This window comes from Curtobacterium sp. MCLR17_031 (assembly GCF_003234775.2).
Lineage (GTDB): Bacteria > Actinomycetota > Actinomycetes > Actinomycetales > Microbacteriaceae > Curtobacterium > Curtobacterium flaccumfaciens.
The window spans coordinates 2210363-2234719 of sequence record NZ_CP126270.1; the positions used below are offsets into that span (position 1 = coordinate 2210363).

The following is a 24357-nucleotide window of genomic DNA, read 5'->3' on the forward strand; positions in this document are numbered from 1 at the left end:
TCCTACCGACGCGAGCCGTTCCTCCAGGCCGCGTTACGCACCCGTCCGCTCAGCCGCAGCTGCCGACCGTCCGCAAGCCGTCCTCGTTGAGCGGCAGCGCGTCCGCGGTGATGCGGACCGTCGCGTCCGATCGCGACACGTCGAGCGAGCGCACCCGCAGGGCCTCGGGCAGGAACTGCGCGGTGCAGACCTGCACCGGGACGCCGGTGACGCCCGGGATCGAGTCGACCTTCAGGCCGAGGTCGGAGTTCGTGATCCGGACGCTCTCCGGGGTGATCGAGATGCCGCGGCCGTCGTCCTGCGCGACGACGGCGCCCTTCGCCGCGTAGGTGATGTCGTAGCCGAGCACCGACGACGACCCCGTCAGTTCGACGCCACCGTCGACCAGGTTCAGGCGGTCGAACAGCGGGCTGTACTTCGCCAGGTCCTTGACGCTCGACGACGCCAGGGTGACCGTGCCGTCGACGTCCCGGACGTCGCCCTTGCCGTCCACCGGGACGTCCTGCGCGGTGACGTCGGCGGCGAGCGGGATGCCGTCCACCGTGAGCTTCGCCGAGGAGATCTCGACGCGGTCGAGCGTGCCGCTGATGAGCTGCGGGATGACGATGCCCTCGGCGTGGGCGTCGACCTCGCCGGTCGTGCCGTCCGGCAGCGACTGCTCGACCTGCTGGGCGATGATCCGGTCGACGACGCCGCGCAGCACGAACTCGGCGACGACGACGAGGGCGGCGAGCACGACGAGGACCACGAGCAGGACGACGGGCCAGCGGCGGCGCGTGGTGGGGCGTTCGGTGGCTGCGGGCATGCGTCCTACCCTGCCAGCCCGTCCCGGCAGCCTGCCTGGAGGCCCGGTGCGCGCCCGGCGCAGCGGCCTGCTGTGACACCGTGCAACGGACACAGCACCGCGGATCTCCGCGGTGCTGTGTCCGGAACCTGGTTCCGGGTCGACGGGGCGACCGCTACATGCGGGACGGAGCCGACACGCCGAGCAGGCCGAGGCCGTTGCGGACGACCTGGCCGGTGGCGTCGTTCAGCCACAGGCGCGTGCGGTGCAGGTCGGTCACGGGCTCGTCGCCGAGGGGCGTGACACGGCAGGAGTCGTACCAGCGGTGGTACAGGCCGGCCAGCTGCTCGATGTACCGCGCGATGCGGTGCGGCTCGCGCAGTTCGGCGGCGTGCCGGACCACCCGCGGGTACTCGGCGAGGGCTCCGAGGAGCGCGCTCTCCGACTCGTGGGTCAGCAGCGAGGCGTCGAACACCGACCGGTCGACCCCGGCCGCCGCGGCGTTCCGGGCCACCGACTGGGTGCGGGCGTGGGCGTACTGCACGTAGAAGACGGGGTTGTCGTTCGTGCGCTTGGTGAGCAGGTCGAGGTCGATGTCGATCGCGGTGTCGCTGGCGAACCGGACCAGGGCGTACCGGCCGGCGTCGACACCGACGGCGTCGACGAGGTCCTCCATCGTGACGATGGTGCCGTTGCGCTTCGACATGCGCATCGGTTCGCCGTCCTTGAGCAGGTTGACCATCTGCCCGATCAGGATCTCGAGGTTCTTGCCCGGCTCGTCCCCGAACGCGGCACACATCGCCATCATGCGGCCGACGTAGCCGTGGTGGTCGGCGCCGAGCATGATCAGGTTCCGCTCGAACCCGCGCTCACGCTTGTCGAGGTAGTACGCCAGGTCGCCGGCGATGTACGCGGGCTCGCCGTCCGACTTGATGACGACGCGGTCGCGGTCGTCGCCGAAGTCGGTCGTGCGGAGCCACTCGGCACCCTCGGCCTCGTACATCACGCCGGCCGACCGCAGTCGGGCGATGGCACGCTCGACGGCCTTCGACTCGTGCAGGGCGTTCTCGTGGAAGTAGACGTCGAAGTCGACGCCGAAGTCGTGCAGCGACGACTTGATGTCCGCGAACATGAAGTCGACGCCCTCGCGACGGAAGAGCTCCTGCGCCTCGTCGCGCGGCAGGTCGCGGACGTCGATGCCCGGCTCGAGGGTCGCGATGACCCGTGCGGCGATCTCGGCGATGTAGGCGCCGCCGTAGCCGTCCTCGGGCGTGGGCTCACCGAGTGCGCTGGCGACGAGGGAGCGGGCGAAGCGGTCGATCTGCGCGCCGTGGTCGTTGAAGTAGTACTCACGGGTGACGAGGCCGCCCTGCGCCTGGAACACGCGGGCCAGGCTGTCGCCCACTGCGGCCCAGCGGACGCCGCCCATGTGGATCGGGCCGGTGGGGTTGGCGGAGACGAACTCCAGGTTGATCCGGACGCCGTCGTAGAGGTCGCCGGTGCCGAAGGACTCGCCGCCGTCCACGATGGTGCGCGCGATCTCGCCAGCGGCGGCCGCCTCGAGCGTGATGTTGATGAAGCCGGGGCCGGCGACGTCGACGGAGTCCACACCGTCGAGCTCGGTCAGCTCACCGGCGATCTCGGTCGCGAGCTCGCGCGGGTTCGTGCCGAGCCGCTTCGCGAGCTGCATGGCGGCGTTCGAGGCCCAGTCGCCGTGGGCGCGGTTCTTCGGACGCTCGAGCACCACGTGGGACTCCTCGATCGTCACGGTCTCGGACGCGCCTCGGCGCTCGACGATCCCGGTCAGGATCGACAGGTACGCGGCGGAGAGTTCGGCAGGAGTCACGAGGACCGATCCTACCGGGACGCCCAGGTCCGCACCGGTCGATGCAGCATCATGTCGGGATGACCCCCCGCAGCCGTGCCCGGGCGCTCACCGTCGCCACCCTCACCACCGCAGCAGCCGTCGTGCTCGCCGGGTGCTCGGGCGGCGGGGACAGCACCCCGTCGGCCAGCGCGACACCGGCGGGCAAGCCGGTGTCGCAGACCTGCGCGGAGCTCCTGCCGACGAGCGCACTGTCGGTCTACGGGCAGACCTTCGAGCTCGACGACTCCTTCACCCCGGCGAAGGGCTCCCCCGCCGCGACCATCGCGAAGCAGCAGGGCCGCGTCTGCCGGTTCGTCAGCACCGACGCGGACGCCACGGCGATCACGCTCGCCGTCGCCGACCTGCCTGAGAAGTCGCTCACGAACCTGAAGGACGCCCTGTACGAGCGGGGCGGGTCCGTCCCCACCTACCGCGTGGAGGGCTACTTCGCCCTGAGCGGCGACGTCGGCCGCGCGGACGCCTTCGCCGACCCGTACTGGATCACCGCGCAGTCGACGCTGTTCACCGAGCCGGGTGGGGCGCAGCCCGTCGTGGACGCGGTGCGGGCCGCGCTGCAGCCGTCCGCGTCGACGACGGCGACGCCCGCGGGCTGACGGGGCCGCGCCGGCACGGTGCGGGGCCGCGCCTGGTGCGAGGTTGCGTGCGTGGTGCGCGCTTGCAGCGCCGCACGGAACGCGGAACCTCGCACGGGATCTCGACGGACGCACGGTGCGGACGGGGAGGGCCGTGGCGGGCCCGCACCGCGCCTCCCGTCCGGCGGCGGCCACGCACCGTGCCGGGTCCGCCGTCCGGTGCGAGGTCGCGCACGTGGTGCGCGCGTGCAGCGCCGCACGGAACACGGAACCTCGCACCGGATCGCGACGGACGCTCCGTGCGGACGGGAGGCCCGTGGCGGGCCCGCGCCGCGCCTCCCGGCCGGCGACGACCACGCACCGTGCCGTGTCCGCCGTATGGTGCGAGGTTGCGCACGTGGTGCGCGCTTGCAGCGCCGCACGGAGCGCGGAACCTCGCACGGGAACGCGTCGCTCGCACCGTGCCGGGTCCGCCGTCCGGTGCGAGGTTGCGCGCGTGGTGCGCGCTTGCAGCGCCGCACGGGACACGGAACCCCGCACGGGATCGCGACGCTCGCACCGTGCGGACGGGAGGCCCGTGGCGGGCCCGCACCGCGCCTCCCGGCCGTGCCGACGGCACGTCCACGGCGCGACACGCGCTGTCCAGGACCACCCGCCGGACCTGCTACGGTTGTTGACACCCCTTGGCCCCCATAGCTCAGGGGATAGAGCACTGCCCTCCGGAGGCAGGGGCGGAGGTTCGAATCCTCCTGGGGGCACAGTCACATCCCCGCGCAAGCGGTTGTCTTCGCTTCGCTCAGGCGGCTGCGCGCGATGTCACCTCCGGCGACCTTCCCCGTCGAGATTCCTCCGGGTTCGTCGGTCAGCGCTTCTCGGCGCGGACGCCGAAGAGGTTCCCGAAGGGATCGAGCAGTTGGCAGAGCCGCTCTCCCGTGAACACCGTCTTCGGCCCCCGGTGCGCGACGGCGCCGTTGGCGACCCAGTCCTCGACGACGGCGTCCACGTCGGCCACCGTCCAGTACGGCACCGTGCCGGACGGCCCCGGCGTGTTCAGTTGGTCGGTCCGGTGCAGCGTGAGGCGGACGCCCTCGATGTCGAACGCGACGAGCGCGCCACCACGCACGACCGGTTCGCGGCGGAGCCTGGCCGCGTACCAGGCGACCGCGGCCTCGAGGTCGTCGACGAACAGGAAGACGTTGCCGACCGGGCCGATCGGAAGCGGTGCTGTGGAGTCGTCGGGCACGGGGATCCTCCTTCGTCGCGCGCCGCTCAGCGGCGCGCGACCCCGAGCGTCTGCGCGAGGAACGCGAGCGATCCGGGCAGCGCGTGGTCGGTGTACCCCTCGGCGTGCCGGAGGCCGGGGATCAGCTGCAGCGTGTTCGGCACGCCGACCGCGGCGAGCGCCGCCTGCAGGGCGATCGGGTCCGACCGCGGGACCCACTCGTCCAGCGAGTTGGCGAGGTAGACGGGGCCCGTCGACGCCGTCACGTGCTCGATCGTTGACGCCGCGGCGAGCGCCGGCCGGTCGCCGCCGACCTCCTGCAGGATCACCCACCGGAGGAACGGGTCGTCCCGCCCGGTCTGGTCGATGTCGGCGCTGCGCATCGCGTCGAGGTCCTGCGTCGTCGGCGCGGCGGAGACCGTGCCGTCGGTGGCGCGGATGATCTCGGCGAGGCCGAAGATCCCGGACCAGCTCACGGAGGGACGGCCAGTCGCGATGCCGCCCTCGACGGCGAGGTTCCCCCCGGCGGACCCGCCGAAGAAGGCGACCTTGCTCCGGTCGAAGGGGATGTCGGACTGCAGCGCCCACTCGTGGGCGGTGAGCACGTCGTCCCTGCTCGCGGGGAACACGTCCGTCGGTGCCAGGCGGTAGTTCGGGACGAAGACCGTGTACCCGGCCTCGACGAGTCGGGCGGACAGGCTGTCTTCCTTGGACTTGTCCCCACGGAACCAGCCGCCACCGTGCACGAGCACGACGGCGCCGGTGCTCGGGGGCGATCCGGGGGCCGGACGGTGGACGTCGAGGACCAGGGCGTCGTGCTGGTCCGAGTACCGCACGTCGCGGTCGATGTGAGGAGGCGGCTGGGTGGGCATCGGTGACGACCTTCCTCGGGTTCCCGACGCCGCGACCGGCGGCGGTTCGTGGAATCCGATTCTCATCGACCTTGTCACGGGGCGATTGGGTCGGATGACTCGATGCGGGTCGGTTCCGGGGCGACGAGCCGTACAACCGGGTCCGGGTCGAGGTCGGGGTCGGCCCGGTAGCGTTCCGGCATGACGATGACGTTCCCGGTGCCCGGAGTCCACGCGCTGCGGGGCGGACCCGTGCTCCGGTGGGGTGTGATCGGCCCCGGGGAGATCGCGAACGACTTCACCGCGACGCTGCACGCGAACTCCGACCAGCGCGTCGTCGCCGTGGGGTCCCGCTCCCCCGAGCGTGCCGCGGCCTTCGCCGCCCGCCACGGCGTGCCCGGTGTGCACGGGGCGTACGAGGCCCTCGTGGCGGACCCGTCCGTCGACGTGGTCTACGTCGCCTCGCCGCACCCGCAGCACCTCGGGCACGCGTTGCTCGCGATCGCCGCCGGCAAGCACGTGCTCGTCGAGAAGCCGATGACGACCTCGGCGGCGGACACCCGCACCCTCGCCGACGCCGCACGGGCTGCGGGCGTCCTCGCGATGGAGGCGATGTGGACCCGGTACCTGCCGGGCACGACCGTCGTCGCCCGTCTGCTCGCGGACGGGGTCCTCGGCGACGTCCGGCTCGCGACGGTCGACGTCGGGTGGCCGCACGACCCGGACCCGGCGGACCGGATGTTCGATCCCGCAGCAGGTGGGGGTGCCCTCCTCGACGCCGGCGTGTACGGGCACTGGTTCGCACGGTTCGCCACCGGCGCCCCGGTGACCAGCAGCACGACGGGGGCGGTCTCGGACCGCGGGGTGGACCTCCAGTCCGTCACGGTGTCGACGGCGGAGGGTGGCGCGCAGTCGGTGGTGACCACGTCGATGACGGCGTGGACGCCGGGGCTGGCGGTGATCGCCGGGAGCCGGGCCACGGTCCGCTACACCGACCACTTCGTGTTCCCGGCGTCGTTCGCGGTGCACCACCGGGGTGGGGAGGACCACTGGGCGGAGCCGACGGGGCTGCGGGGTCGTCAGGGACTCGTGTGGCAGGCGGCGGCACTCGCGCAGTACGTGGCGGAGGGTCGCACGGAGTCCCCGGTGCACTCGCTGGACGACTCGGTGGGGATCGCGACGGCGCTCGACGCGGCCCGTGCGGCGCTCGGACAGTCCGGTGCGGCACTCGGACCGACCGGTGCGGCACCGTCCGTTCCCGAGCAGGACACCTCGACCCTCTAGGATCACGGGCCGGTCGTCCCGCACGCGACCGGGAAGAGGCCTCGATGACCACCGGCACCGGGAACGCGCAGCTCGAACTCGCCCGCGGCGGCGACGCACCCGCCCCACGGACCCTGTTCGACGTCCTGGCGGCGACCGCGTCGACCCACCCGGACGCGACCGCCCTCGAGGACCCCGCCGGCAGTGTCGACTACTCCGCCCTGCTCGACCTCGTGCGCGCGCAGGCCGACGACCTGGCCCGCCGCGGTGTCCGACGGGGTGACCGGGTGGGGGTGCGCATCCCCTCCGGTGGGCGTGACCTGTACCTGTCGATCCTCGCCGTGCTCGCCGCCGGAGCCGCGTACGTGCCGGTCGACGCCGACGACCCCGAGGAACGCGCCACCCTGGTGTTCGGCGAGGCCGGTGTCGTCGGGGTGATCGGTGCGGGTGGTGTCCTGCGAGACCGTGACGGCACCGAGCTGCCGGTGACGGACCCTGCGGCGAGCGCGGAACTCCCCCGTGAGACCGACGACGCGTGGATCATCTTCACGTCCGGGTCGACCGGGGTGCCGAAGGGTGTGGCGGTCACCCACCGCAGTGCAGCGGCGTTCGTGGACGCCGAGGCGCGGATGTTCCTGCAGGCGGCGCCGATCGGTCCGGGTGACCGGGTGCTGGCGGGGCTGAGCGTGGCGTTCGACGCGTCGTGCGAGGAGATGTGGTTGGCATGGGGGCACGGCGCCGCGCTGGTGCCGGCACCCCGGTCGTTGGTGCGGACGGGGGTGGACCTGGGGCCGTGGCTCATCGCGCACACGATCACGGTGGTGTCGACGGTGCCGACGCTCGCGGCGCTGTGGCCGGACGATGCGCTGGAGCAGGTGCGGCTGGTGATCTTCGGTGGAGAGGCGTGCCCGCCGGAGCTGGCGGCGCGCATCGCGAGTCGTGACCGGGAAGTGTGGAACACGTACGGGCCGACCGAGGCGACGGTGGTGGCGTGCGGGTCCCTGCTCGACGGGAGCCAGCCGATCCGGATCGGCTTGCCGCTGGACGGGTGGGACCTGGCCGTGGTGGACGGTGCCGGGCAGCGGGTGGAGCCGGGCGGCGTCGGTGAGCTCGTGATCGGCGGGGTCGGGCTGGGCCGGTACCTCGACCCGGCGAAGGACGCGGAGAAGTACGCGCCGTTCCCGGAGCTCGGGTGGGAGCGGGCGTACCGGAGCGGGGACCTGGTTCGGTACGAGCCCGAGGGGCTGGTGTTCCAGGGGCGCGCGGACGACCAGGTGAAGCTCGGCGGCCGGCGCATCGAGCTCGGGGAGATCGACGCGGCGCTGCAGGCCCTGGACGACGTGGCGGGTGGTGCCGCGGTGGTGCAGCGGACCCCGGCGGGCAACCAGGTGCTGGTCGGGTACGTGGCCCCGGTGGCCGGGGCGACGGTGGACGTGGCCGCGGCGAACGCCCGGTTGCGGCAGGAGCTGCCGGCGGCGCTGGTGCCGTTGGTGGCCGTGGTGGAGTCACTGCCGACGCGGACGTCGGGCAAGGTCGACCGCGCGGCGCTGCCGTGGCCGTTGCCCGGTGCCTCGGACGCGGCGATGCTGCCGGACACGGTGGCGTGGATCGCCGAGCGGTGGTCGGCGATCCTGGGGGTGCCGGTGGCGAGCGTCGACGACGACTTCTTCGCGCACGGCGGTGGGTCGCTGACGGCGGCGCAGCTGGTGTCGGCCATCCGGGAGCGGTTCCCGACGACGACGGTGGCGGACGTGTACGACCACCCGCGGATCGGGGCGTTGGCGGCGGCGCTGGACGAGTCCGGCCCGGTCGAGGCGTCGTCGCGCGACGTCACGCCGGTCCCCCCGGCGACGGGGCTGCTGATGACGCTGCTCGGGCTGCCGGTGCAGGTGCTCCGGGGGTTGCGGGTGCTGACGTGGACGGCCCTGGTGGCCGCGGTGCTGCACGCGACGACGCTGCCGTTCCTGCCGGTGCTGCCCTGGCCGGTGCTGGTGCTGGCGCTCCTGGTGTTCGTGACGCCGATCGGCAAGATGGCGCTGACGGTGGTGCTCGCGCGGCTGCTGCTCGCCGGGGTCCGGCCGGGGTCGTACCCCCGTGGCGGTTCGGTGCACCTGCGGGTCTGGCTGGCCGAGCGCATCGCCGAGGCGGTCGACGGCCCCTCGACGGCGGGCGCTCCGTGGATCAGCTACTACGCTCGGGCCCTCGGCGCGCGGATCGGCAGGGACGTCGACCTGCACACGCTGCCGCCGGTGACCGGGATGCTCACGATCGGCAAGCGTGCCTCGGTCGAGCCCGAGGTCGACCTGGCCGGGCACTGGCTCGACGGCGACGTGTTCCACCTGGGGCACGTCCGCGTCGACGAGGACGCCGTGGTGCGCAGCCGGACGACGCTGCTGCCGGGGGCGCACGTCGGCGCGGGTGCCGAGATCACGGCGGGTTCCGCCGTCGGCGGCCCGGTGCCCGCGGGCGAACGCTGGGCAGGGGCACCTGCGGAGCGCACCGGGTCGGCTCGTGACGACCGGGAGGCCCGCCCCGCGACCCGACGACGCTGGCTGCTCGCGTACGGGGCCGGGTCCCTGGCCGTGGCCGGGTTGCCGGTGGTCGGTGTCGCGGTCGGACTGCTGGTCGCCCTCGCCCTGGTCGGGCGGGCGTCGACCCTGGGCGACGCGGTGCTCCGTGCGCTGCTGACGGTCCCCCTGGCGACGGTCGTCGCCGGTGCCGTGTACGCGCTGCTGGTGGTGGTCGCGGTGCGGCTGCTCGGCATCGGCCTGCACGAGGGGCGGCACCCGGTGCGCTCCCGGATCGGCTGGCAGGTGTGGTCGACCGAGCGGGTGCTCGACGCGGCGCGCACCCTGCTGTTCCCGTTGTACGCATCGCTCGTGACGCCGGTGTGGCTGCGGCTGCTCGGCGCCCGGGTCGGTCGGGACACCGAGATCTCGACGGTGCTGCTCATCCCGGCGTTGACGCAGATCGCGTCGGGGGCGTTCCTGGCCGACGACACGATGGTGGCGACGTACGAGCTCGGCGGCGGTCGGGTGCGGATCGGTCGCTCGAAGGTCGGCCGTCGGGCGTTCCTCGGCAACAGCGGCATGACGGGCGCCGGACGCTCGGTGCCGCGCGAGGCCCTGGTGGCGGTGCTGTCCGCGGTGCCGAAGAAGGCCAAGCGCGGGTCGTCGTGGCTCGGATCACCCCCGGTGCGGCTGCGGCGCGCGGCGACGGAGTTCGACGAGGCGCGCACGTTCCGTCCGTCCAGGCGGCTCAAGGTCGCCCGCGGCTGCTGGGAGCTGCTGCGCCTGGTCGCCCCGATGGTGTCCGCCGCCATCGCGCTCGGCGTCGCCGGAGCACTGCTGGCGCTCTGGTCGGCCGTCGGGATCGGGTGGACGGTGCTGCTCGCCGGGCCGGTGCTCATCGCTGCCGGTGCCGTCGCCGCCGTGGTGTCGACGATCGCGAAGTGGGCGTTCGTCGGCCGGATCACCGCCCGGGAGCACCCGCTGTGGTCGTCCTTCGTGTGGCGCAACGAGGTGCAGGACACCTTCGTCGAGACCGTCGCGCGCCCCTGGTTCGCCGAGCAGGCCACCGGCACCCCCGCGCTGGCCGTCTGGCTGCGGAGCCTCGGTGCGACGATCGGCCGCGGCACCTGGCTCGAGACCTACTGGCTACCCGAGGCCGACCTGGTCACCATCGGCTCCGGGGCTTCGGTGGCGCGGGGCACGGTCGTGCAGACGCACCTGTTCCACGACCGCGTGATGCAGCTCGACACCGTCCGGCTCGACGCGGGTGCGACGCTCGGGCCGCACAGCGTGGTCCTGCCGGCGGCCGGCATCGGTGCCGGGGCGACCGTCGGGCCGTCCTCGCTCGTGATGCGGGGCGAGCAGGTGCCGACGGGCTCCCGCTGGTCCGGCAACCCGATCGCTCCGTGGACATCCGCAGTACCCTCGGTGACCGCCCCACCGGCGCCATGAGGTTGACTGTCCACGTGCCCTCCGATCCCGCCGCAGACCCGTACACCCCGCACAGCGGCGACCGACGGTGGAGTGCCGAGCACTACGAGCTCCGTCTCGACTACCGCGTCGCCACGAACCGCCTGGACGGCACCGCCACGATCACCGCGCGCGCCCTCGAGCCGCTCGAGAAGGTCGTGATCGACCTGCACGGGCTCACGGTCGACCGGGTCGACGTCGACGGACGCCGGGCGAAGAAGGTCTCGACCGCGACGCACAAGGTGACGGTCACCCCAGCCGACCCCATCGCCGCCGACACCGTGTTCAGCGTGCACCTGCGGTACCGCGGTACCCCGCACCCCGTCCGGAGTGCGTGGGGGCAGCTCGGCTGGGAGGAACTGTCCGACGGCGTCATCGTCGCCGCCCAGCCCACGGGAGCGCCGTCGTGGTTCCCGTGCAACGACCGCCCCGACGACAAGGCGACCTACCGGATCGAGATCGCGGCCGAGGCGGCGTACGACGTCCTGGCGAACGGGGAGCTGCTCGCCAAGGAGCGCGACCGCGTCGGCACCCGCTGGACCTACGCCACCACCGAGCCGATGGCGACCTACCTGGCGACCGTCCAGATCGGCCGGTACCGCACCACGAAGCTGCGCACGAGCGGGGTCCCCGTCACGCTGCACCACCCCGCCGACCTCGCCGCCGCCGCGAAGACCGACTTCGGCCAGGTGCCGGAGATGCTCGCACTGTTCGGTGACCGGTTCGGCCCGTACCCGTTCGCGGCGTACGGCGTCGTGGTGACCGACGACGACCTCGAGATCCCGCTCGAGGCCCACGGCCTGGCGGTGTTCGGCCGGAACCACGTCGACGGCGAACACGGCACCGACCGCCTCATCGCCCACGAGCTCGCCCACCAGTGGTTCGGCAACTCCGTCACGGTCACCCGGTGGCAGGACATCTGGCTGCACGAGGGGTTCGCCTGCTACGCCGAGTGGCTCTGGTCCGAGGACCGCGGCGACGACACCGCCGACCAACTGGCCGAGCGGTACCGGCAGGGACTGCTCGAACAGCCGGAGGACCTGGTGATCGGTGACCCGGGCGCGAAGGACATGTTCGACGACCGCGTCTACAAGCGCGGCGCCCTCGCCCTGCACGCCGTCCGCCGCACGTTCGGCGACGACGCCTTCTTCGCCGGACTGCGGAGCATCACCGAGCGGCACCGGCACGGATCCGTCACCGTGCCGGACGTGCTCCGTGCGTTCGCGGACGCCGCCGACCGCTCCGTCGCGGACGTCGGTGCGGTGACCGGGCCCTGGATCGACGAGGCGTCCGTGCCGGCACTGCCCGCTGGCTAGCGGGCTCCGCCGTGGCGCCGGTCAGCAGGCTCCGCCGCCGCGTCGGTCAGCAGGCTCCGCCGCGCCGGCTAGCCAGCCAGCTCGCCGTCCGCCGGGTCGCAGCTGACCTCGGACCACACCGCGTCGAGCGACAGCCCGACCACCCCCGCGACCGACGCGATCGTCGAGAACGCCGGCGTCGCGATGCGGCCGGTCTCGATCTTCCGCAGCGTCTCCGGCGAGATCCCCGCAGCCAGGGCGGTGTCCACGATCGACCGCGGACCACGGGCACGACGCAGCAGCCCACCGAGGCGACGACCGCGCGCGACCTCGTCGGGACGGAGTGGGAGACGGACCATGACCACATAGTAATACCGGTATGATCATCCGCGTGATCGAGATCCTGACCCCCGCCGAGGTCGACAAGGGCCGCGCCACCGGAGCCCTCGTCGGCACGATCCTGCAGACCCTGCGCGAACGCACCCGCGTCGGCACGAACCTGCTCGAGATCGACCGGTGGGCGAAGCAGATGATCGAGGCCGCCGGTGCCGACTCCTGCTACGTCGACTACGCACCCTCGTTCGGCCGCGGCCCGTTCGGCCACCACATCTGCACGGCCGTGAACGACGCCGTCCTGCACGGGCTGCCGCACGACCAGGTGCTGCAGGACGGCGACCTGCTGACCCTCGACCTCGCGGTGTCCCTGGACGGCATCGCCGCCGACGCCGCGATCAGCTTCGTCGTCGGCACCGCACGCCCCGAGGACCTCGCACTCATCGACGCCACCGAACGCGCGCTGGCCGCGGGCATCGCCGCCGCCGGACCGGGCGCCCGCATCGGTGACCTGTCCCACGCGATCGGCACCGTGCTCGAAGCCGCGGGCTACCCGGTGAACGTCGAGTTCGGCGGACACGGCATCGGCTCGACCATGCACCAGGACCCGCACGTGTCGAACACCGGGCGCCCCGGCCGCGGCTACACGCTCCGGCCCGGACTCCTGCTCGCGCTCGAACCGTGGGTGATGGCGGACACCGACGTCCTGGTCACCGACGCCGACGGGTGGACCCTGCGGAGTGCCACGGGAGCGCGGACCGCCCACACCGAGCACACCATCGCGATCACCCAGGACGGCGCCGAGGTGCTCACGCTCCCCCGCTGACCGTCCCGACGACCTCGACGGGCAGGCCACCCGCCGCGACGACGAGCACGACGTCCGGCGCGGGGTACAGCACGGTGAGCGGCTGTTCGGCACCCTCGAACCGGGCGGTGCCGGCGGCCACGTCGACCTCCACCGCGAGCGGGTCGACGCGCAGCCCGCGTCCGTCGCGTTTCAGCACGGCCTCCTTGGCCGCCCACGCTGCGGCGAGGAGCGCCGGGTCCCCGTCGGCTCGACGGAGCTCGTCCGGGGTGAACGCGTCGAGCGGCGCGGCGGCGGCCCGCGAGACCCGTTCGACGTCGACACCGAGTGCCGACGGTCCGACCGCGAGGGCGACGACCCCCGGTGCGCGCGACAGGCTCACGCCGACCGGGATGCCCGCGACGGTCGCCCACGGACGACCGTGGTCGGTCCCCGCGCAGTGCGGGCAGACGCGCCCCGCGCGCACCGCGACCGGCTCGGCGCCGGTCGCCGACACGACGGCGGCGACCAGGGCCTCCCGGTCGTCCGCGCGGTCAGCAGCCGGCGTCCGGAGCGTCACCGTGACGGTCTGGAGGCGCGACCCACCGACCGGGGCAGCGCCCGTCGGTCGTGTGGTCGCGCCCAGAGCGGATCAGGCGTGCGTCAGCGCGATGAGCGCGACGTTCATGGTGCTGTACTGCCCCTCGGAGCGGGTTGCCTGGCGAACTCGTCCGCGCAGGACCTCGTAACGGCCATCGTGCTCGCGCACGAAACCGATCACACCCGTCGCCGGAGTCGACACCCGGTGGTAGCCGTCCTCGAGCGGGACGACCTCGGTGCTCGTGGTGCGTTCCATCGTTCTTCCCCTTCCGTTCATCCTCGAACAGTGGCGCCAGCATACCCCGGTACGGGGGACAAGACGTCCACAGGAAGCACGGTCCGGAGCGTTCCCCCAGAGTCTGGCGGTGCCCCTGCGTGGCCTGGATAGACTCCGGGCGACAGCGCACTCGTGGCGCGGTCCGGTGCGGTGCCACGGGGTACCGACCGGCGACGGACGGAGGACGGATGCGAGCGGTCCAGCACGGATCGGGCACGGACGGATCGAGCGGGCACAGGGGGACAACGCGGCTGTGGAGCCGTGTGACGGCCGCCCTCGTCGCGATGCTGATCGTCCTGGCTCCGGCAGCGACCGCCCACGCCACGGCGCCCGTCGACCTGGGCGGCGCGTACGTCCTCGACGAGGCCGACGCGCTGACCGCATCCCAGCAGGCGAAAGTCGAGCAGGCCGTGCAGGACCTGTACTCCGAGACCCAGACGCAGCTGTACGTCGTGTTCGTGCCGTCCTTCACCGACCCCACCGACCACACCGAGTGGGGTCGGGCGGTGCTCGAGCAGAACCAGATCGACAGCGACGGCATCCTGCTCTCGGTCGCGGTCACCGAGCGCAACTACGACGTCCAGCAGACGAACGAGACCGCGATCTCCTCGTCCGACGTGGAGAACGCCGTCAACGACGCGCTGCTCCCCGAGCTCAAGCAGGGCGATTGGTCCGGCGCCGCCGTGGCCTTCGCCGACGGGCTGACCCAGTCGCAGGCCCCGGTGGACCTCACCTGGCTGTGGATCCTGCTGCTCGTCGTGGTCGTCGGGCTCATCGTCGTGGTCCTGGTCATCCGGACCCGCAACAAGCGCCGCACCGCCGCAGCGACGAAGGCGCAGGAAGCCTCGCTCGCCGACCTCGAACGCACCGCCGGCGGTGCCCTGGTCACCATCGACGACGAACTCCGCACCGCCGAACAAGAGGTCGGGTTCGCGAGCGCGCAGTTCGGCCCCGACGCCGCCAAGCCCTTCGCCGACGCCGTGCAGGCCGCCCAGCGCGAGGTCCGCAAGGCCTTCACGATCCGGCAGCAGCTCGACGACGAGATCCCCGACACCCCGCAGCAGCGCGCCGAGTGGGCGAACCAGATCATCGTCATCTGCGAACGGGCGCACGCCGCGATCGAGGAGCAGACCGAGGCGTTCGACCAGCTCCGCTCGCTCGAGGACGGCATCGAGGACGCCGCCGCGTCGCTCGCCCAGGCCGTGGCCGCCGCGCCGGCCTCGGTCGGAGCCGCCGCCGCCGCACTCGACCGCGTCCGCGCCCGCTACACCGGCCGCACCCTCGCCACCGTGGCGAACAACGTCGACCAGGCCCACCAGGTGCTCGCCTTCGCCACCGAACGCTCCAACGCCGCCACCGCGTCGATCGCGGCCGGCGACAAGGGCGAGGCGGTCGTCGCCGTCCGCGACGCCCAGCACGCGCTCGCCCAGGTGCAGCAGCTCACCGACGGCGCACTCGCCGCCGAGCAGTCCTTCGACGAGGCCACCGCCCGCGCCGAGGCGATGCGCATCGACATCCAGGGCGACGTCGCCGCCGCCCGCAGCCTGCGCTCGGGCGGGCCGGACCTCGCCGCCGCGGTCACGCGCGCCGAGGCCGTGCTCCGCCAGGGGCTCGACCCGAAGGACCCGGTGGCGGCCGTCGACGCGCTGACCCGGGCGAACACCGAGATCGACCAGGCCATCGCCGCGGCCCGGGGTGCCGAGGAACAGCGCCAGCGCGCCACCCAGGCGCTCGACGCGGCCCTGCGCGATGCCCGGAACCGGATCAGCCAGGCCCGCGACTACGTGTCCCTGCACCGCGGCGGCATCGGCCCGACCGCCCGGACCCGGCTGTCCGAGGCCCAGCGCGCCTACGACGACGCCGTCGAACTCGCCCCGAGCAACCCCGGCCAGGCGCTCAACGCCGCCCGCGCGGCCGAGCAGTACGCGGCCGCCGCGATGGACGCTGCCAACGACGACCTCGGCGGCTGGGGCGGCGGCGGCTTCTCCGGCGGCGGCCGCTTCTGACCCGACGCACTCCCCCGGCACCCAGAACCAGACACGACCCGACAACACCGTCCACAGGACTTCCACGAAAGGGAACAGCAATGGCCAAGCAGACCATCTTCGGACGCATCTCCACCCTCGTGCGCGCGAACATCAACCAGATCATCGACGACGCCGAGGACCCGCAGAAGATGCTGGACCAGCTCGTCCGCGACTACACGAACAACATCGCCGACGCGAAGACCGCGATCGCGCAGACCATCGGCAACGTGCGCCTGCTCGAGCAGGACCACGAAGAGGACAAGAAGGCCGCGGTCGAGTGGGGCCAGAAGGCCGCCAACGCCTCCGCCGCCGCCGACAAGTACCGCTCCGAGGGCAAGTCGGCCGAGGCGGACAAGTTCGACAACCTCGCCAAGATCGCGATCGGCAAGCAGATCGCCGCCGAGCAGGAGGTCAAGGACGCCGAGCCGAACCTGGCGTCGCAGAACGAGGCCGTCGAGAAGCTCAAGACCGGTCTCGCCGGCATGGAGCAGAAGCTCGAGCAGCTCCGCGCGAAGCGGGACAACCTCGTCGCCCGCTCGAAGACCGCCGAGGCGCAGTCCCGCGTCAACGACGCCCTCGGCAACATCGACGTGCTCGACCCGACGAGCGACCTCGGCCGCTTCGAGGAGAAGGTCCGCCGCGAAGAGGCGAAGGTGCTCGGCCAGCAGGAGCTGCAGTCGTCGAGCCTCGACGCGCAGTTCGAGAGCCTCGAGGACGTCGGCAAGGACGCCGAGGTCGAGGCACGGCTCGCCGCGCTGAAGTCCGGTGGATCCTCGAGCATCTGACGAACGCCCTGACGACGCCGGACCCCAGCTGACAGACTGAGACGATGCACTTCCTCGTGGTCGGTCAGTGGCAGGGTTCGGCGTCGTCGCGCGCGATGCGCCTCGGGGACGGCGCGTCGGCGATCGCGGCCGACCTCCCCCGGGCGTCCACCACCGTGGTCGACGTCCCGGCCGGAGCGGGTGACCGCCTCGAGACCGCCGTCGCCCGCTACACGTCGGTGCTCGCGGTCGCCGAACGCGTCGCCGAGGAAACAGCCGTCGCCACCGAACCGGTGCTCGTCGTGGGCGGTGACGGCGCCAGTGTCCTCGGCGCGACCGCCGCCCTGGCACCGGACACCGCGTTCGTCCGCATCTCCGGGTCCAGCGGGTACCGCGCACTCAACCGGGCGCAGCCCGTCGCCGCCGAGACCGCCGCCCTGCGCCTGCTGGTCGACCGCCCCGACGACCTGTTCCCCGGCCTGCCCGTGGTGCCGGCGTCCTCGGTCGTCGTCGCCGGGGTCCGCGGGGTCGAGGACGCCGAACGAGCCGCCCTCGACAAGGCCGGGATCGTGCACCTCGACGTCGACGCCGCCACCCCGGACGCCCTCGCCGCAGCGGTCGAGCGGACCGGTGCCGCATCGGTCTTCGTGCACGTCGACCTCGACGTCCTCGACCCGTCCGAGGTCGACGGGCTGCTCGAACCCGTCCCGTTCGGCCTCGACGGCGCAGCGCTCGTCGAGCGCATCCAGGCCGCGACCCGCGGCCGGCGCCTGGTCGGCGCCGCGCTCACCGGATTCGCCCCCGTCGACCCGGACCGGGCGGTGGACGACCTCGGCGTGATCCTGCGCGTCGTCGGAGCGGTGACCAGCGCCTCCCGGGTGGGCTGACCACGGGCACGACGCGACCGGCGGAACCCATGCCGGTCCGCGTACGCTCGGCAGCATGACGGACTACGACCTCATCGTGATCGGAGCCGGCGCTGTCGGCGAGAACGTGGCGGACTACGCCAGGAAGCGCGACCTGTCGGTCGCGATCGTGGAGGCCGAGCTCGTCGGCGGCGAGTGCTCCTACTGGGCGTGCATGCCCTCGAAGGCGCTCCTGCGCAGCGGACACGCCCTCGCCGCCGCCAAGCGGCTCGACGGTGCGAAGCAGGCCGTGACCGGCACGCTGGACGCCGCCCACGTGCTCGCCCGCCGCAACTCGTTCACCTCGGACTGGAAGGACGACAGCCAGGTCTCGTGGCTCGAGTCCGCCGGCATCGACCTGATCCGCGGGCACGCCCGCATCACCGGCCCGAAGACCATCGACGTCGACGGCGAGACGCACACCGCGCGCGCCGCCGTCGCGGTCGTCACCGGTTCCCTGCACACGCTGCCCCCGGTGCCCGGTCTCGCCGAGGCGAAGCCGTGGGGCACCCGCGAGGGCACCAGCGCCCAGCAGGTCCCCGAGAGCCTGCTCGTCATCGGCGGCGGCGTCTCCGGCTCCGAGCTCGCGACCGCGTGGGCGTCCCTCGGCGCGAAGGTCACCCTCGTCGCCCGGCACGGTCTGCTCGGCGGCATGGAGCCCTTCGCCGGGGAACTCGTCGCCGACTCCCTGCGCGAACTCGGCGTCGACGTCCGCACCGGCGTCAACCCGGTCCGGGTCGACCGCGACGAGCACGGTCTCGTCACCACGGAGCTCGACGACGGCACAACGGTCATCACGAGCGAGGTGCTCGCCGCCACCGGCCGCGCCGCCCACACGCGTGACCTCGGGCTCGAGACCGTCGGCCTGACCGCGGGCGACTGGCTCGACGTCGACGACACCATGCTCGTGCACGGCACCGACTGGCTGTACGCCGTGGGTGACGTCAACCACCGCGTCCTGCTCACCCACCAGGGCAAGTACCAGGCGCGTGCCGCCGGCGAGGCGATCGCGGCCCGGTACCAGGGCACGCCGCTGCACACCGAGCCGTGGGGTGCACACGTCGCCACCGCCGACCACGCAGCCTCGCCGCAGGTCACCTTCACCGACCCCGAGGTCGCGAGCGTCGGCCTGACCGAGGCGAAGGCCCGCGAGCAGGGGCTGAACGTCCGCGCGGTCGAGTACGACCTCGGTGCGATCGCCGGGTCCTCGCTGCAGGCCGACGGCTACACGGGCCGCGCGAAGATGGTCGTCGACGAGGACCGCGGGGTCGTCGTGGGCGTCACGTTCGTCGGCCAGGACGTCGCCGAGATGCTGCACGGCGCCACCGTCGCCGTCGTGGGCGAGGTCCCGATCGACCGCCTGTGGCACGCGGTGCCGGCCTACCCGACGATGAACGAGATCTGGCTCCGCCTGCTCGAGACGTACGGCCGCCCGGCCTGAGCGTGCGCAACCCGCTGCTCGACTCCCCCGTGTCCCGGGCGGGGTGGGTCTGCGCGACCGCCGTCGGGCTCGCCGTGGGCGTCCCCCTGTCGACCGGGCGGATCCGGGTGGAGGACGGGCTCGTGGTCTGCACGGGGCTGCCGCGCTGGGTGTTCCGGCGCGGAGGCACCTGCGTCGGGTCGGTGTACCTGACCCGCGACAACGACGGCCCGCGGGTGCTCCGGCACGAGCGGGTGCACGTCGAGCAGTGGCGCCGGTACGGCATGCTCATGCCGCTGCTCTACGCCGTGGCCGGGCGGGATCCGCTGCGGAACCGCTTCGAGGTCGAGGCCGGCCTGGAGGACGGCGGGTACCGCTGACGCGTGCGGGTGCGCGTGCGGGGCGGGGCGGGGCGGGTGCGGCGCGGGTGTGCTGCGGTCGCACGACACGCCGCGTGCGCGTCGTCGTGGTCGCGCGAACCGTCGCCCCGACGCCGGCCGGGCGGCAGATCGTGCGACCTCGGCGCGTCTGCCGGCCGGGGCTCCGTCGGTCGCAACACCCCACCTACCCCGCGGCGAGCGGTCGCAGACCGTCGCCTGCGGCGCCGCCAACCGACAGTTCGTGACCGCTCGGCGCCCGGCCCACGACGTGTCGTGACCACTCGGCGGCGGGGCAGCCAGGCGACGGAACGCGACCGGTCGACGGCCTGGAGGCGCGTGGCGGCGCCGCCCCGGGCCTCCAGGCCGCCGCGCCCCACCCCACCGCGCCAGCCCGCCGGTCGCAACACCCCGCCGGGCGCGCGGCGAGCGGTCGCAGACCGTCGCCTGCGGCGCCGCCAGCCGACAGTTCGTGACCACTCGGCGCCCCACCGACGACGAGTCGTGACCACTCGGCGGCGGCACGTGACCGAAGTCGCGCGACACGCCGCGTCCACGTCGCCGCGGTCGCGCGAACCGTCGTCCCGACGCCGAGCAGGCGGCAGATCGTGCGACCTCGGCCCGGCCCGGCGCCAGCCGCCCGGCGTCAGGCCGCGCGCCGCCGCGGCACCACGAGGGGCGTGCCGGTCTCGGGGTCGGGGACGACGACGCACGGCAAGCCGAAGACGTCCTCGACGAGGTCCGCGGTGAGCACCGACGACGGCCTCCCCGCTGCGACGATCGCCCCGTCGCGCATCGCGATGACGTGGGTGGCGTACCGGGCGGCCTGGTTCAGGTCGTGCAGCACCGCGACGACCGTGCGACCGGCGGCGTGCAGCGTGGAGGCCAGCTCGAGCACGTCGTACTGGTGCGCGATGTCGAGGAACGTCGTCGGCTCGTCGAGCAGCACGATGTCGGTCTGCTGCGCGAGCACCATCGCGATCCACACGCGCTGCCGCTGCCCGCCGGAGAGCTCGTCGACGCTCCGGTCGGCCAGTTCGACCGTCGACGTCTGCTCGAGTGCGGCCTGCACGGCCTGCCGGTCGGACCCGGAGGACGGGTGCAGCAGGTCCTGGTGCGGGAACCGGCCCCGGGACACCAGGTCACGCACGGTGATGCCGTCGGGGGCGATCGGGGTCTGCGGGAGCATCCCGACGCGCCGGGCGACGGCCTTCGGGCGGTACGAGTCGATCGGCGCCCCGTCGAGGAAGACCGTGCCGGCTCGTGGCTTCAGGGTGCGGGCGAAGGACTTCAGCAGCGTCGACTTGCCGCAGGCGTTCGGCCCGACGATGACCGTCAGCTCGCCGTCGGGGATGTCGACGTCGAGCGTGTCCACCACGACCCGGTCGTCGTAGGCCAGGGTCAGCCCACGGGCCCCCAGCGCGGTGGTCGGGACCGGACCGAGCGCGGTGCCCGCGGTCGGCATCAGTGCTCGGCCTTGCCGTGCCGCCAGTACCCCATGAACGCGACCTGCTTGCGGTCGATGCCGACGCCCCGCACCAGGTGGCGGCGGAGTTCCTTGACGCAGCCGGCCTCGCCCGCGATCCACGCGTAGACGGGGCGCTCGTCGACGGGCGCGGGCACGTCCCACAGCACCTGCTCGTCGACGTCGACGTCGGTGAGCTCGGCGGCCGGCTCGCACGCGGCGGCGGAGGACGGCGCGACGGTGGAGGCCCAGGCGTGCACCTGGTCGGTCATCCGGACCCCGTGGGTGGCGCCGTTGCGGGCGATCCAGCGGACCTCGACCCCGGCGGGCGCGGTGACCGGCAACCGGTCGGCGTCGGTGGGCACCTCGATGAAGACGTGGCCGACGGTCGAGACGTCGAGGGCTTCGAGGATGGCGCAGATGGCCGGTGCGGCGGTCTCGTCCCCGGCGAGCAGGATCCGGTTCGCGTGCCCGGGAGCGAACTCGGCAGCCCCGGTCGGCAGGTCCTCCGGCGACTCGGGGACCCGCGGCCCGACGATGCGCAGCTCGTCACCGACGCGGCAGGCCGACACCCAGCGCGACGCCGGACCGGTGTCGCCGTGCGCGACGAAGTCGATGTCGAGTTCGCGGGCGTCCGGCCGGAACGAGCGGACCGTGTACGTGCGGAGCGGGTTGCGGGCGTCGTCCGGCAGCGCGCGCCAGGCGGCGTACCAGTCCTCGTCCTCCGGCAGTTCGGAGAAGCCGATGCCGGGCAGGGGCAGCACGATCTTGATCCGCTGGTCGAGACCGACCGAGGAGAAGTCGGCGAGCGCGTCGCCCGTCAGTGTCACCCGGACGAAGTTCGGGGTGAGCGACGTGACGGCGGCCACGCGGACGAAGAAGACGCGATACCGGGTTGCCACGGAATCGAGTATGGCATGCCTTACCTAACGTCTCCAGGCCCCCGGAACGGTGCGAGGATCGTCCCCGTGTCCGAAGCCCCCGACGACGAATTCGCCGACCTGCCCGCCCTCGCCAGCGCGAGCGGCGTGACCACGCCGCTCCGCGCCTCCAGGCAGGTGGTCCGCACCGCGGACGGGCAGGAGACCTCCGCGATCCGGTGGGGCGACGACGGTCAGGAGGCCCGGATCACCTACCTGCACGGGCTCGGCATCGACGCCCACAGCTTCGACACCACGGCACTCGCCGTGGGCGAGCCGGCGGTCGCCCTCGACCTGCCCGGCCACGGCCGGTCGTCGTGGCGGGAGGACGCCGACTACGCGGCGGCCGCGACGGCGCCGAGCGTGCTCGCCGCGCTCGACGCGCTCGCGGTGCCGGCGGGCATCGTCGTCGGCCACTCGCTCGGTGCCATCCTGTCCGCTCGACTCGCGGCCACCGCGCCGGAGCGGGTGACCGGGCTCGTGCTCGTCGACATGTCGCCGGACTTCGCGCAGCGTGCGGTGGACCGGATCGCCCGCGCGCTCGAGGCGGAGGAGCCGTTCGAGTCGCTCGAGCAGGTCGTCGACCGGGCGATCGAGGCGCGGGTCGGCGACGACCGGCAGGTGCTGCTGCGCGAGGCCCGGCACACCACGGCCCTCGGTGCGGACGGGCGACTCGTTCGCCGCCACCACTTCCCGCACCTGCCCGCCGGGCGGACGTCGTCGGTGGGACGCTTCGCCGATGCGTGGCCGGACCTCGAGGCCCTGCGCGTGCCGATCCTGCTCGTCCGGGGTGACCGTGGGTACGTCTCCCCGAAGCTGCACGCCGGGTTCGCCGAACGCCTGCCGGACGCCGAGATCGTGACGGTCACCTCGCGGCACGCGGTGCAGAACCAGGCACCCCTCGAACTGGCGTCGGCGATCCGGGCATGGGCGGAGCGGCACGGATTGTTGCACCCGATCGAAGAACCGTCGCCGGACGGCACCAGCCGCCGGTACCCTCGTGCGAGCGCGAGGCCCGATCCCAGCCCTCGTGCCCGGAAGGAACCCACCACCCCATGAGTCCGCTCCTGCCCCGTCGCACCGCGCGCGCCTCGCGCATCGGGCGCGCTGCCCTCGCCACCACGGCCGTCGCCGTCGTCTCCGCCCTGGCGCTGACCGGCTGCTCCGGCTCGTCCGACACCACCGGCGGCAAGGACGCCACGGTGCGCGTCGGGCTGGTGCTCGAGCCGACGAGTCTCGACATCCGCACCCAGTCCGGGGCGGCGCTCGACCAGGTGCTCATCGACAACGTGTACCAGGGGCTCGTCGGCCGGACCGCCGACGGCGACATCCGCGACGTGCTGGCCTCGTCGCACGAGGTCTCGAAGGACGGCCTGACCTACACGTTCACGCTGCGGGACGGCACGACGTTCCAGGACGGCAAGCCGGTCACCGCGGCCGACGTCGTGTGGTCGCTCGAGCAGGTCAAGTCGAACGACTCGTACGTCGACTCGGCCAAGCTCGCGGGCGTCACGTCGATCACCTCGCCGTCCGAGGACTCCGTCGTGCTGCAACTCGCGAAGCCCGACTCCGACCTGCTCTGGAACCTGACCGGCCGCTCCGGCCTGGTACTCGAGAAGGCGGCCGACAACGACCTGTCCGACAGCGCCAACGGCACCGGTCCGTTCGAGGTCGCGAGCTGGAAGCAGGGCGACTCGCTCACCTTCGACCGCAACGAGGACTACTGGGGCACGAAGGCGAAGGTCGCGAAGATCGTCTTCCGGTACATCACGGACCCGTCGACCGCCGTCAACGCGATGGCGAACGGTGACCTCGACGTCCTGAACCCCGTCGACGGCACGCTCAAGAGCCAGCTGCAGGGCAACGCCGACATCGCGCTGCACAGCGGCAAGACGACCGACAAGTACACGCTCGCGTTCAACGACCGCAAGGCACCCTTCACGGACGAGCGCGTGCGCCGGGCCATCCGGCAGGCGATCGACGCGAAGGCGCTCATCAAAGCGATCGGCGGCACCGGCGTGGAGCAGGGCGGCCCGATCCCGGAGCTCGACCCCGGCTACGAGGACCTCACCGACATCGACGCGTACGACCCCGCGAACGCGAAGAAGCTCCTGGCCGCCGCCGGCCAGCAGGACCTGAAGCTGACGCTCACCTACGCGAACATCTACCCGACCACGATCGGCGACGTGCTGAAGTCGCAGCTCGCCGACGTCGGGATCACCCTGACGGTCAAGCGTGTCGACTTCGCCACCTGGCTGTCCTCGGTGTTCCAGGCGCCGAAGTCCGGCGAGCGGGACTTCGACCTGTCGATGGTCGACCACGTCGAGGCCCGTGACTTCGGCAACTGGGCGAACCCGGACTACTACTTCGGGTACGACAACCCGAAGGTGCAGGCGCTCTACGCCCAGTCGATCGCGGCGACCGACGAGGCCACCAAGACCGAGGCACTCCGGAAGGCGGCACGGATCGTCAGCGAGGACGCGGCCGGCGAGTGGCTCTACACGGCGACCGAGATCACCGCGGTGCGCTCCGGCGTGACGGGCTTCCCGGTGGACGGCGGCAACTCGCGCCTCGACCTGGCGAAGCTCGCGGTCAAGTGACCCGGAGCGGCCGCGGCGGGGTGTCCGTCC

General features: G+C 73.1%; 21 protein-coding genes and 1 tRNA gene. 13 read left to right on the forward strand and 9 right to left on the reverse strand.

Annotated features, from left to right (window positions below; all coding sequences use genetic code 11):
* Window positions 1–49: 49 nt before the first annotated feature.
* Both DEI96_RS10490 and argS read right to left on the reverse strand, forming a co-directional pair.
* Window positions 50–805, reverse strand: a complete 756-nt coding sequence (locus DEI96_RS10490) for an LmeA family phospholipid-binding protein (RefSeq protein ID WP_111024532.1) — start codon at window positions 803–805, stop codon at window positions 50–52.
* Between the two features lie 154 nt (window positions 806–959).
* Window positions 960–2630: an arginine--tRNA ligase gene (argS, locus tag DEI96_RS10495; RefSeq protein WP_056068838.1), complete on the reverse strand. Its 1671-nt coding sequence runs from the start codon at window positions 2628–2630 to the stop codon at window positions 960–962.
* 59 nt (window positions 2631–2689) lie between these two features.
* On the opposite strand from argS, the gene DEI96_RS10500 reads away from it, so the two are divergent.
* The gene (locus tag DEI96_RS10500) at window positions 2690–3265 is read left to right on the forward strand and encodes a hypothetical protein (RefSeq protein WP_111024533.1); all 576 of its coding nucleotides are present in this window, start codon (window positions 2690–2692) and stop codon (window positions 3263–3265) included.
* Window positions 3266–3930: 665 nt separating this feature from the next.
* Window positions 3931–4002: transfer RNA gene (locus DEI96_RS10505), tRNA-Arg, on the forward strand.
* 104 nt (window positions 4003–4106) lie between these two features.
* Here DEI96_RS10505 and DEI96_RS10510 read toward each other — a convergent pair.
* Both DEI96_RS10510 and DEI96_RS10515 read right to left on the reverse strand, forming a co-directional pair.
* The gene (locus tag DEI96_RS10510; RefSeq protein WP_111024534.1) at window positions 4107–4487 is read right to left on the reverse strand and encodes a VOC family protein; all 381 of its coding nucleotides are present in this window, start codon (window positions 4485–4487) and stop codon (window positions 4107–4109) included.
* A 26-nt stretch (window positions 4488–4513) separates the two neighbouring features.
* The gene (locus DEI96_RS10515) at window positions 4514–5338 is read right to left on the reverse strand and encodes an alpha/beta hydrolase (RefSeq protein WP_181440577.1); all 825 of its coding nucleotides are present in this window, start codon (window positions 5336–5338) and stop codon (window positions 4514–4516) included.
* A gap of 180 nt (window positions 5339–5518) precedes the next feature.
* Between DEI96_RS10515 and DEI96_RS10520 the strand changes: the two genes are divergently transcribed.
* Genes DEI96_RS10520 through DEI96_RS10530 form a run of 3 tightly spaced genes read left to right on the forward strand, consistent with a single transcriptional unit; the run spans window position 5519 to window position 11876 of the window.
* On the forward strand, window positions 5519–6601 hold the full coding sequence (locus DEI96_RS10520; protein ID WP_258372948.1) for a Gfo/Idh/MocA family protein: 1083 nt from the start codon (window positions 5519–5521) through the stop codon (window positions 6599–6601).
* A gap of 44 nt (window positions 6602–6645) precedes the next feature.
* On the forward strand, window positions 6646–10542 hold the full coding sequence (locus DEI96_RS10525; protein ID WP_111024536.1) for a Pls/PosA family non-ribosomal peptide synthetase: 3897 nt from the start codon (window positions 6646–6648) through the stop codon (window positions 10540–10542).
* 14 nt (window positions 10543–10556) lie between these two features.
* Window positions 10557–11876 (forward strand): M1 family metallopeptidase, encoded by a 1320-nt coding sequence (locus tag DEI96_RS10530; RefSeq protein ID WP_258372949.1) that lies wholly within the window; start codon window positions 10557–10559, stop codon window positions 11874–11876.
* A gap of 68 nt (window positions 11877–11944) precedes the next feature.
* On the opposite strand, the gene DEI96_RS10535 is transcribed toward DEI96_RS10530, so the two are convergent.
* Window positions 11945–12214, reverse strand: a complete 270-nt coding sequence (locus DEI96_RS10535; protein ID WP_111024551.1) for a helix-turn-helix domain-containing protein — start codon at window positions 12212–12214, stop codon at window positions 11945–11947.
* 32 nt (window positions 12215–12246) lie between these two features.
* Between DEI96_RS10535 and map the strand changes: the two genes are divergently transcribed.
* Window positions 12247–13014 (forward strand): type I methionyl aminopeptidase, encoded by a 768-nt coding sequence (map, locus tag DEI96_RS10540; protein ID WP_111024552.1) that lies wholly within the window; start codon window positions 12247–12249, stop codon window positions 13012–13014.
* On the opposite strand, the gene DEI96_RS10545 is transcribed toward map, so the two are convergent.
* Window positions 12998–13552: a 4'-phosphopantetheinyl transferase family protein gene (locus DEI96_RS10545; protein ID WP_181440578.1), complete on the reverse strand. Its 555-nt coding sequence runs from the start codon at window positions 13550–13552 to the stop codon at window positions 12998–13000. The genes map and DEI96_RS10545 overlap by 17 nt on opposite strands.
* A 72-nt stretch (window positions 13553–13624) precedes the next feature.
* On the reverse strand, window positions 13625–13828 hold the full coding sequence (locus DEI96_RS10550; protein WP_017885770.1) for a hypothetical protein: 204 nt from the start codon (window positions 13826–13828) through the stop codon (window positions 13625–13627).
* A gap of 284 nt (window positions 13829–14112) precedes the next feature.
* On the opposite strand from DEI96_RS10550, the gene DEI96_RS10555 reads away from it, so the two are divergent.
* The 5 genes from DEI96_RS10555 (at window position 14113) to DEI96_RS10575 (ending at window position 19345) form a co-directional block, all read left to right on the forward strand.
* Entirely contained in the window at window positions 14113–15855 is a 1743-nt protein-coding gene (locus DEI96_RS10555) for a TPM domain-containing protein (protein ID WP_181440579.1), read from the forward strand.
* An 80-nt stretch (window positions 15856–15935) separates the two neighbouring features.
* Window positions 15936–16661, forward strand: coding sequence for a PspA/IM30 family protein (locus tag DEI96_RS10560; RefSeq protein WP_110859024.1), 726 nt, complete (start codon window positions 15936–15938; stop codon window positions 16659–16661).
* 44 nt (window positions 16662–16705) lie between these two features.
* Window positions 16706–17527: an arginase family protein gene (locus DEI96_RS10565; RefSeq protein ID WP_027465799.1), complete on the forward strand. Its 822-nt coding sequence runs from the start codon at window positions 16706–16708 to the stop codon at window positions 17525–17527.
* Between the two features lie 55 nt (window positions 17528–17582).
* Window positions 17583–18986 (forward strand): dihydrolipoyl dehydrogenase family protein, encoded by a 1404-nt coding sequence (locus DEI96_RS10570; protein WP_027465800.1) that lies wholly within the window; start codon window positions 17583–17585, stop codon window positions 18984–18986.
* Window positions 18987–18988: 2 nt separating this feature from the next.
* On the forward strand, window positions 18989–19345 hold the full coding sequence (locus DEI96_RS10575; RefSeq protein ID WP_181440580.1) for a Fe-S oxidoreductase: 357 nt from the start codon (window positions 18989–18991) through the stop codon (window positions 19343–19345).
* A 643-nt stretch (window positions 19346–19988) separates the two neighbouring features.
* On the opposite strand, the gene DEI96_RS10580 is transcribed toward DEI96_RS10575, so the two are convergent.
* Window positions 19989–20807 carry an ABC transporter ATP-binding protein gene (locus DEI96_RS10580; protein ID WP_111024540.1) on the reverse strand — a complete coding sequence of 273 codons (819 nt, stop codon included), beginning with the start codon at window positions 20805–20807 and terminating at the stop codon, window positions 19989–19991.
* Complete coding sequence (locus DEI96_RS10585; protein ID WP_258372950.1) at window positions 20807–21709, reverse strand: siderophore-interacting protein; 903 nt, start codon at window positions 21707–21709, stop codon at window positions 20807–20809. The genes DEI96_RS10580 and DEI96_RS10585 overlap by 1 nt, the downstream gene beginning before the upstream one ends.
* Window positions 21710–21775: 66 nt before the next feature.
* Here DEI96_RS10585 and DEI96_RS10590 point away from each other — a divergent pair, with 66 nt between their 5' ends.
* Both DEI96_RS10590 and DEI96_RS10595 read left to right on the forward strand, forming a co-directional pair.
* Window positions 21776–22786 carry an alpha/beta fold hydrolase gene (locus tag DEI96_RS10590; RefSeq protein ID WP_181440581.1) on the forward strand — a complete coding sequence of 337 codons (1011 nt, stop codon included), beginning with the start codon at window positions 21776–21778 and terminating at the stop codon, window positions 22784–22786.
* Window positions 22783–24327: an ABC transporter substrate-binding protein gene (locus tag DEI96_RS10595; RefSeq protein ID WP_111024543.1), complete on the forward strand. Its 1545-nt coding sequence runs from the start codon at window positions 22783–22785 to the stop codon at window positions 24325–24327. Before DEI96_RS10590 ends, DEI96_RS10595 begins: the two co-directional genes overlap by 4 nt.
* Window positions 24328–24357 lie beyond the last annotated feature (30 nt).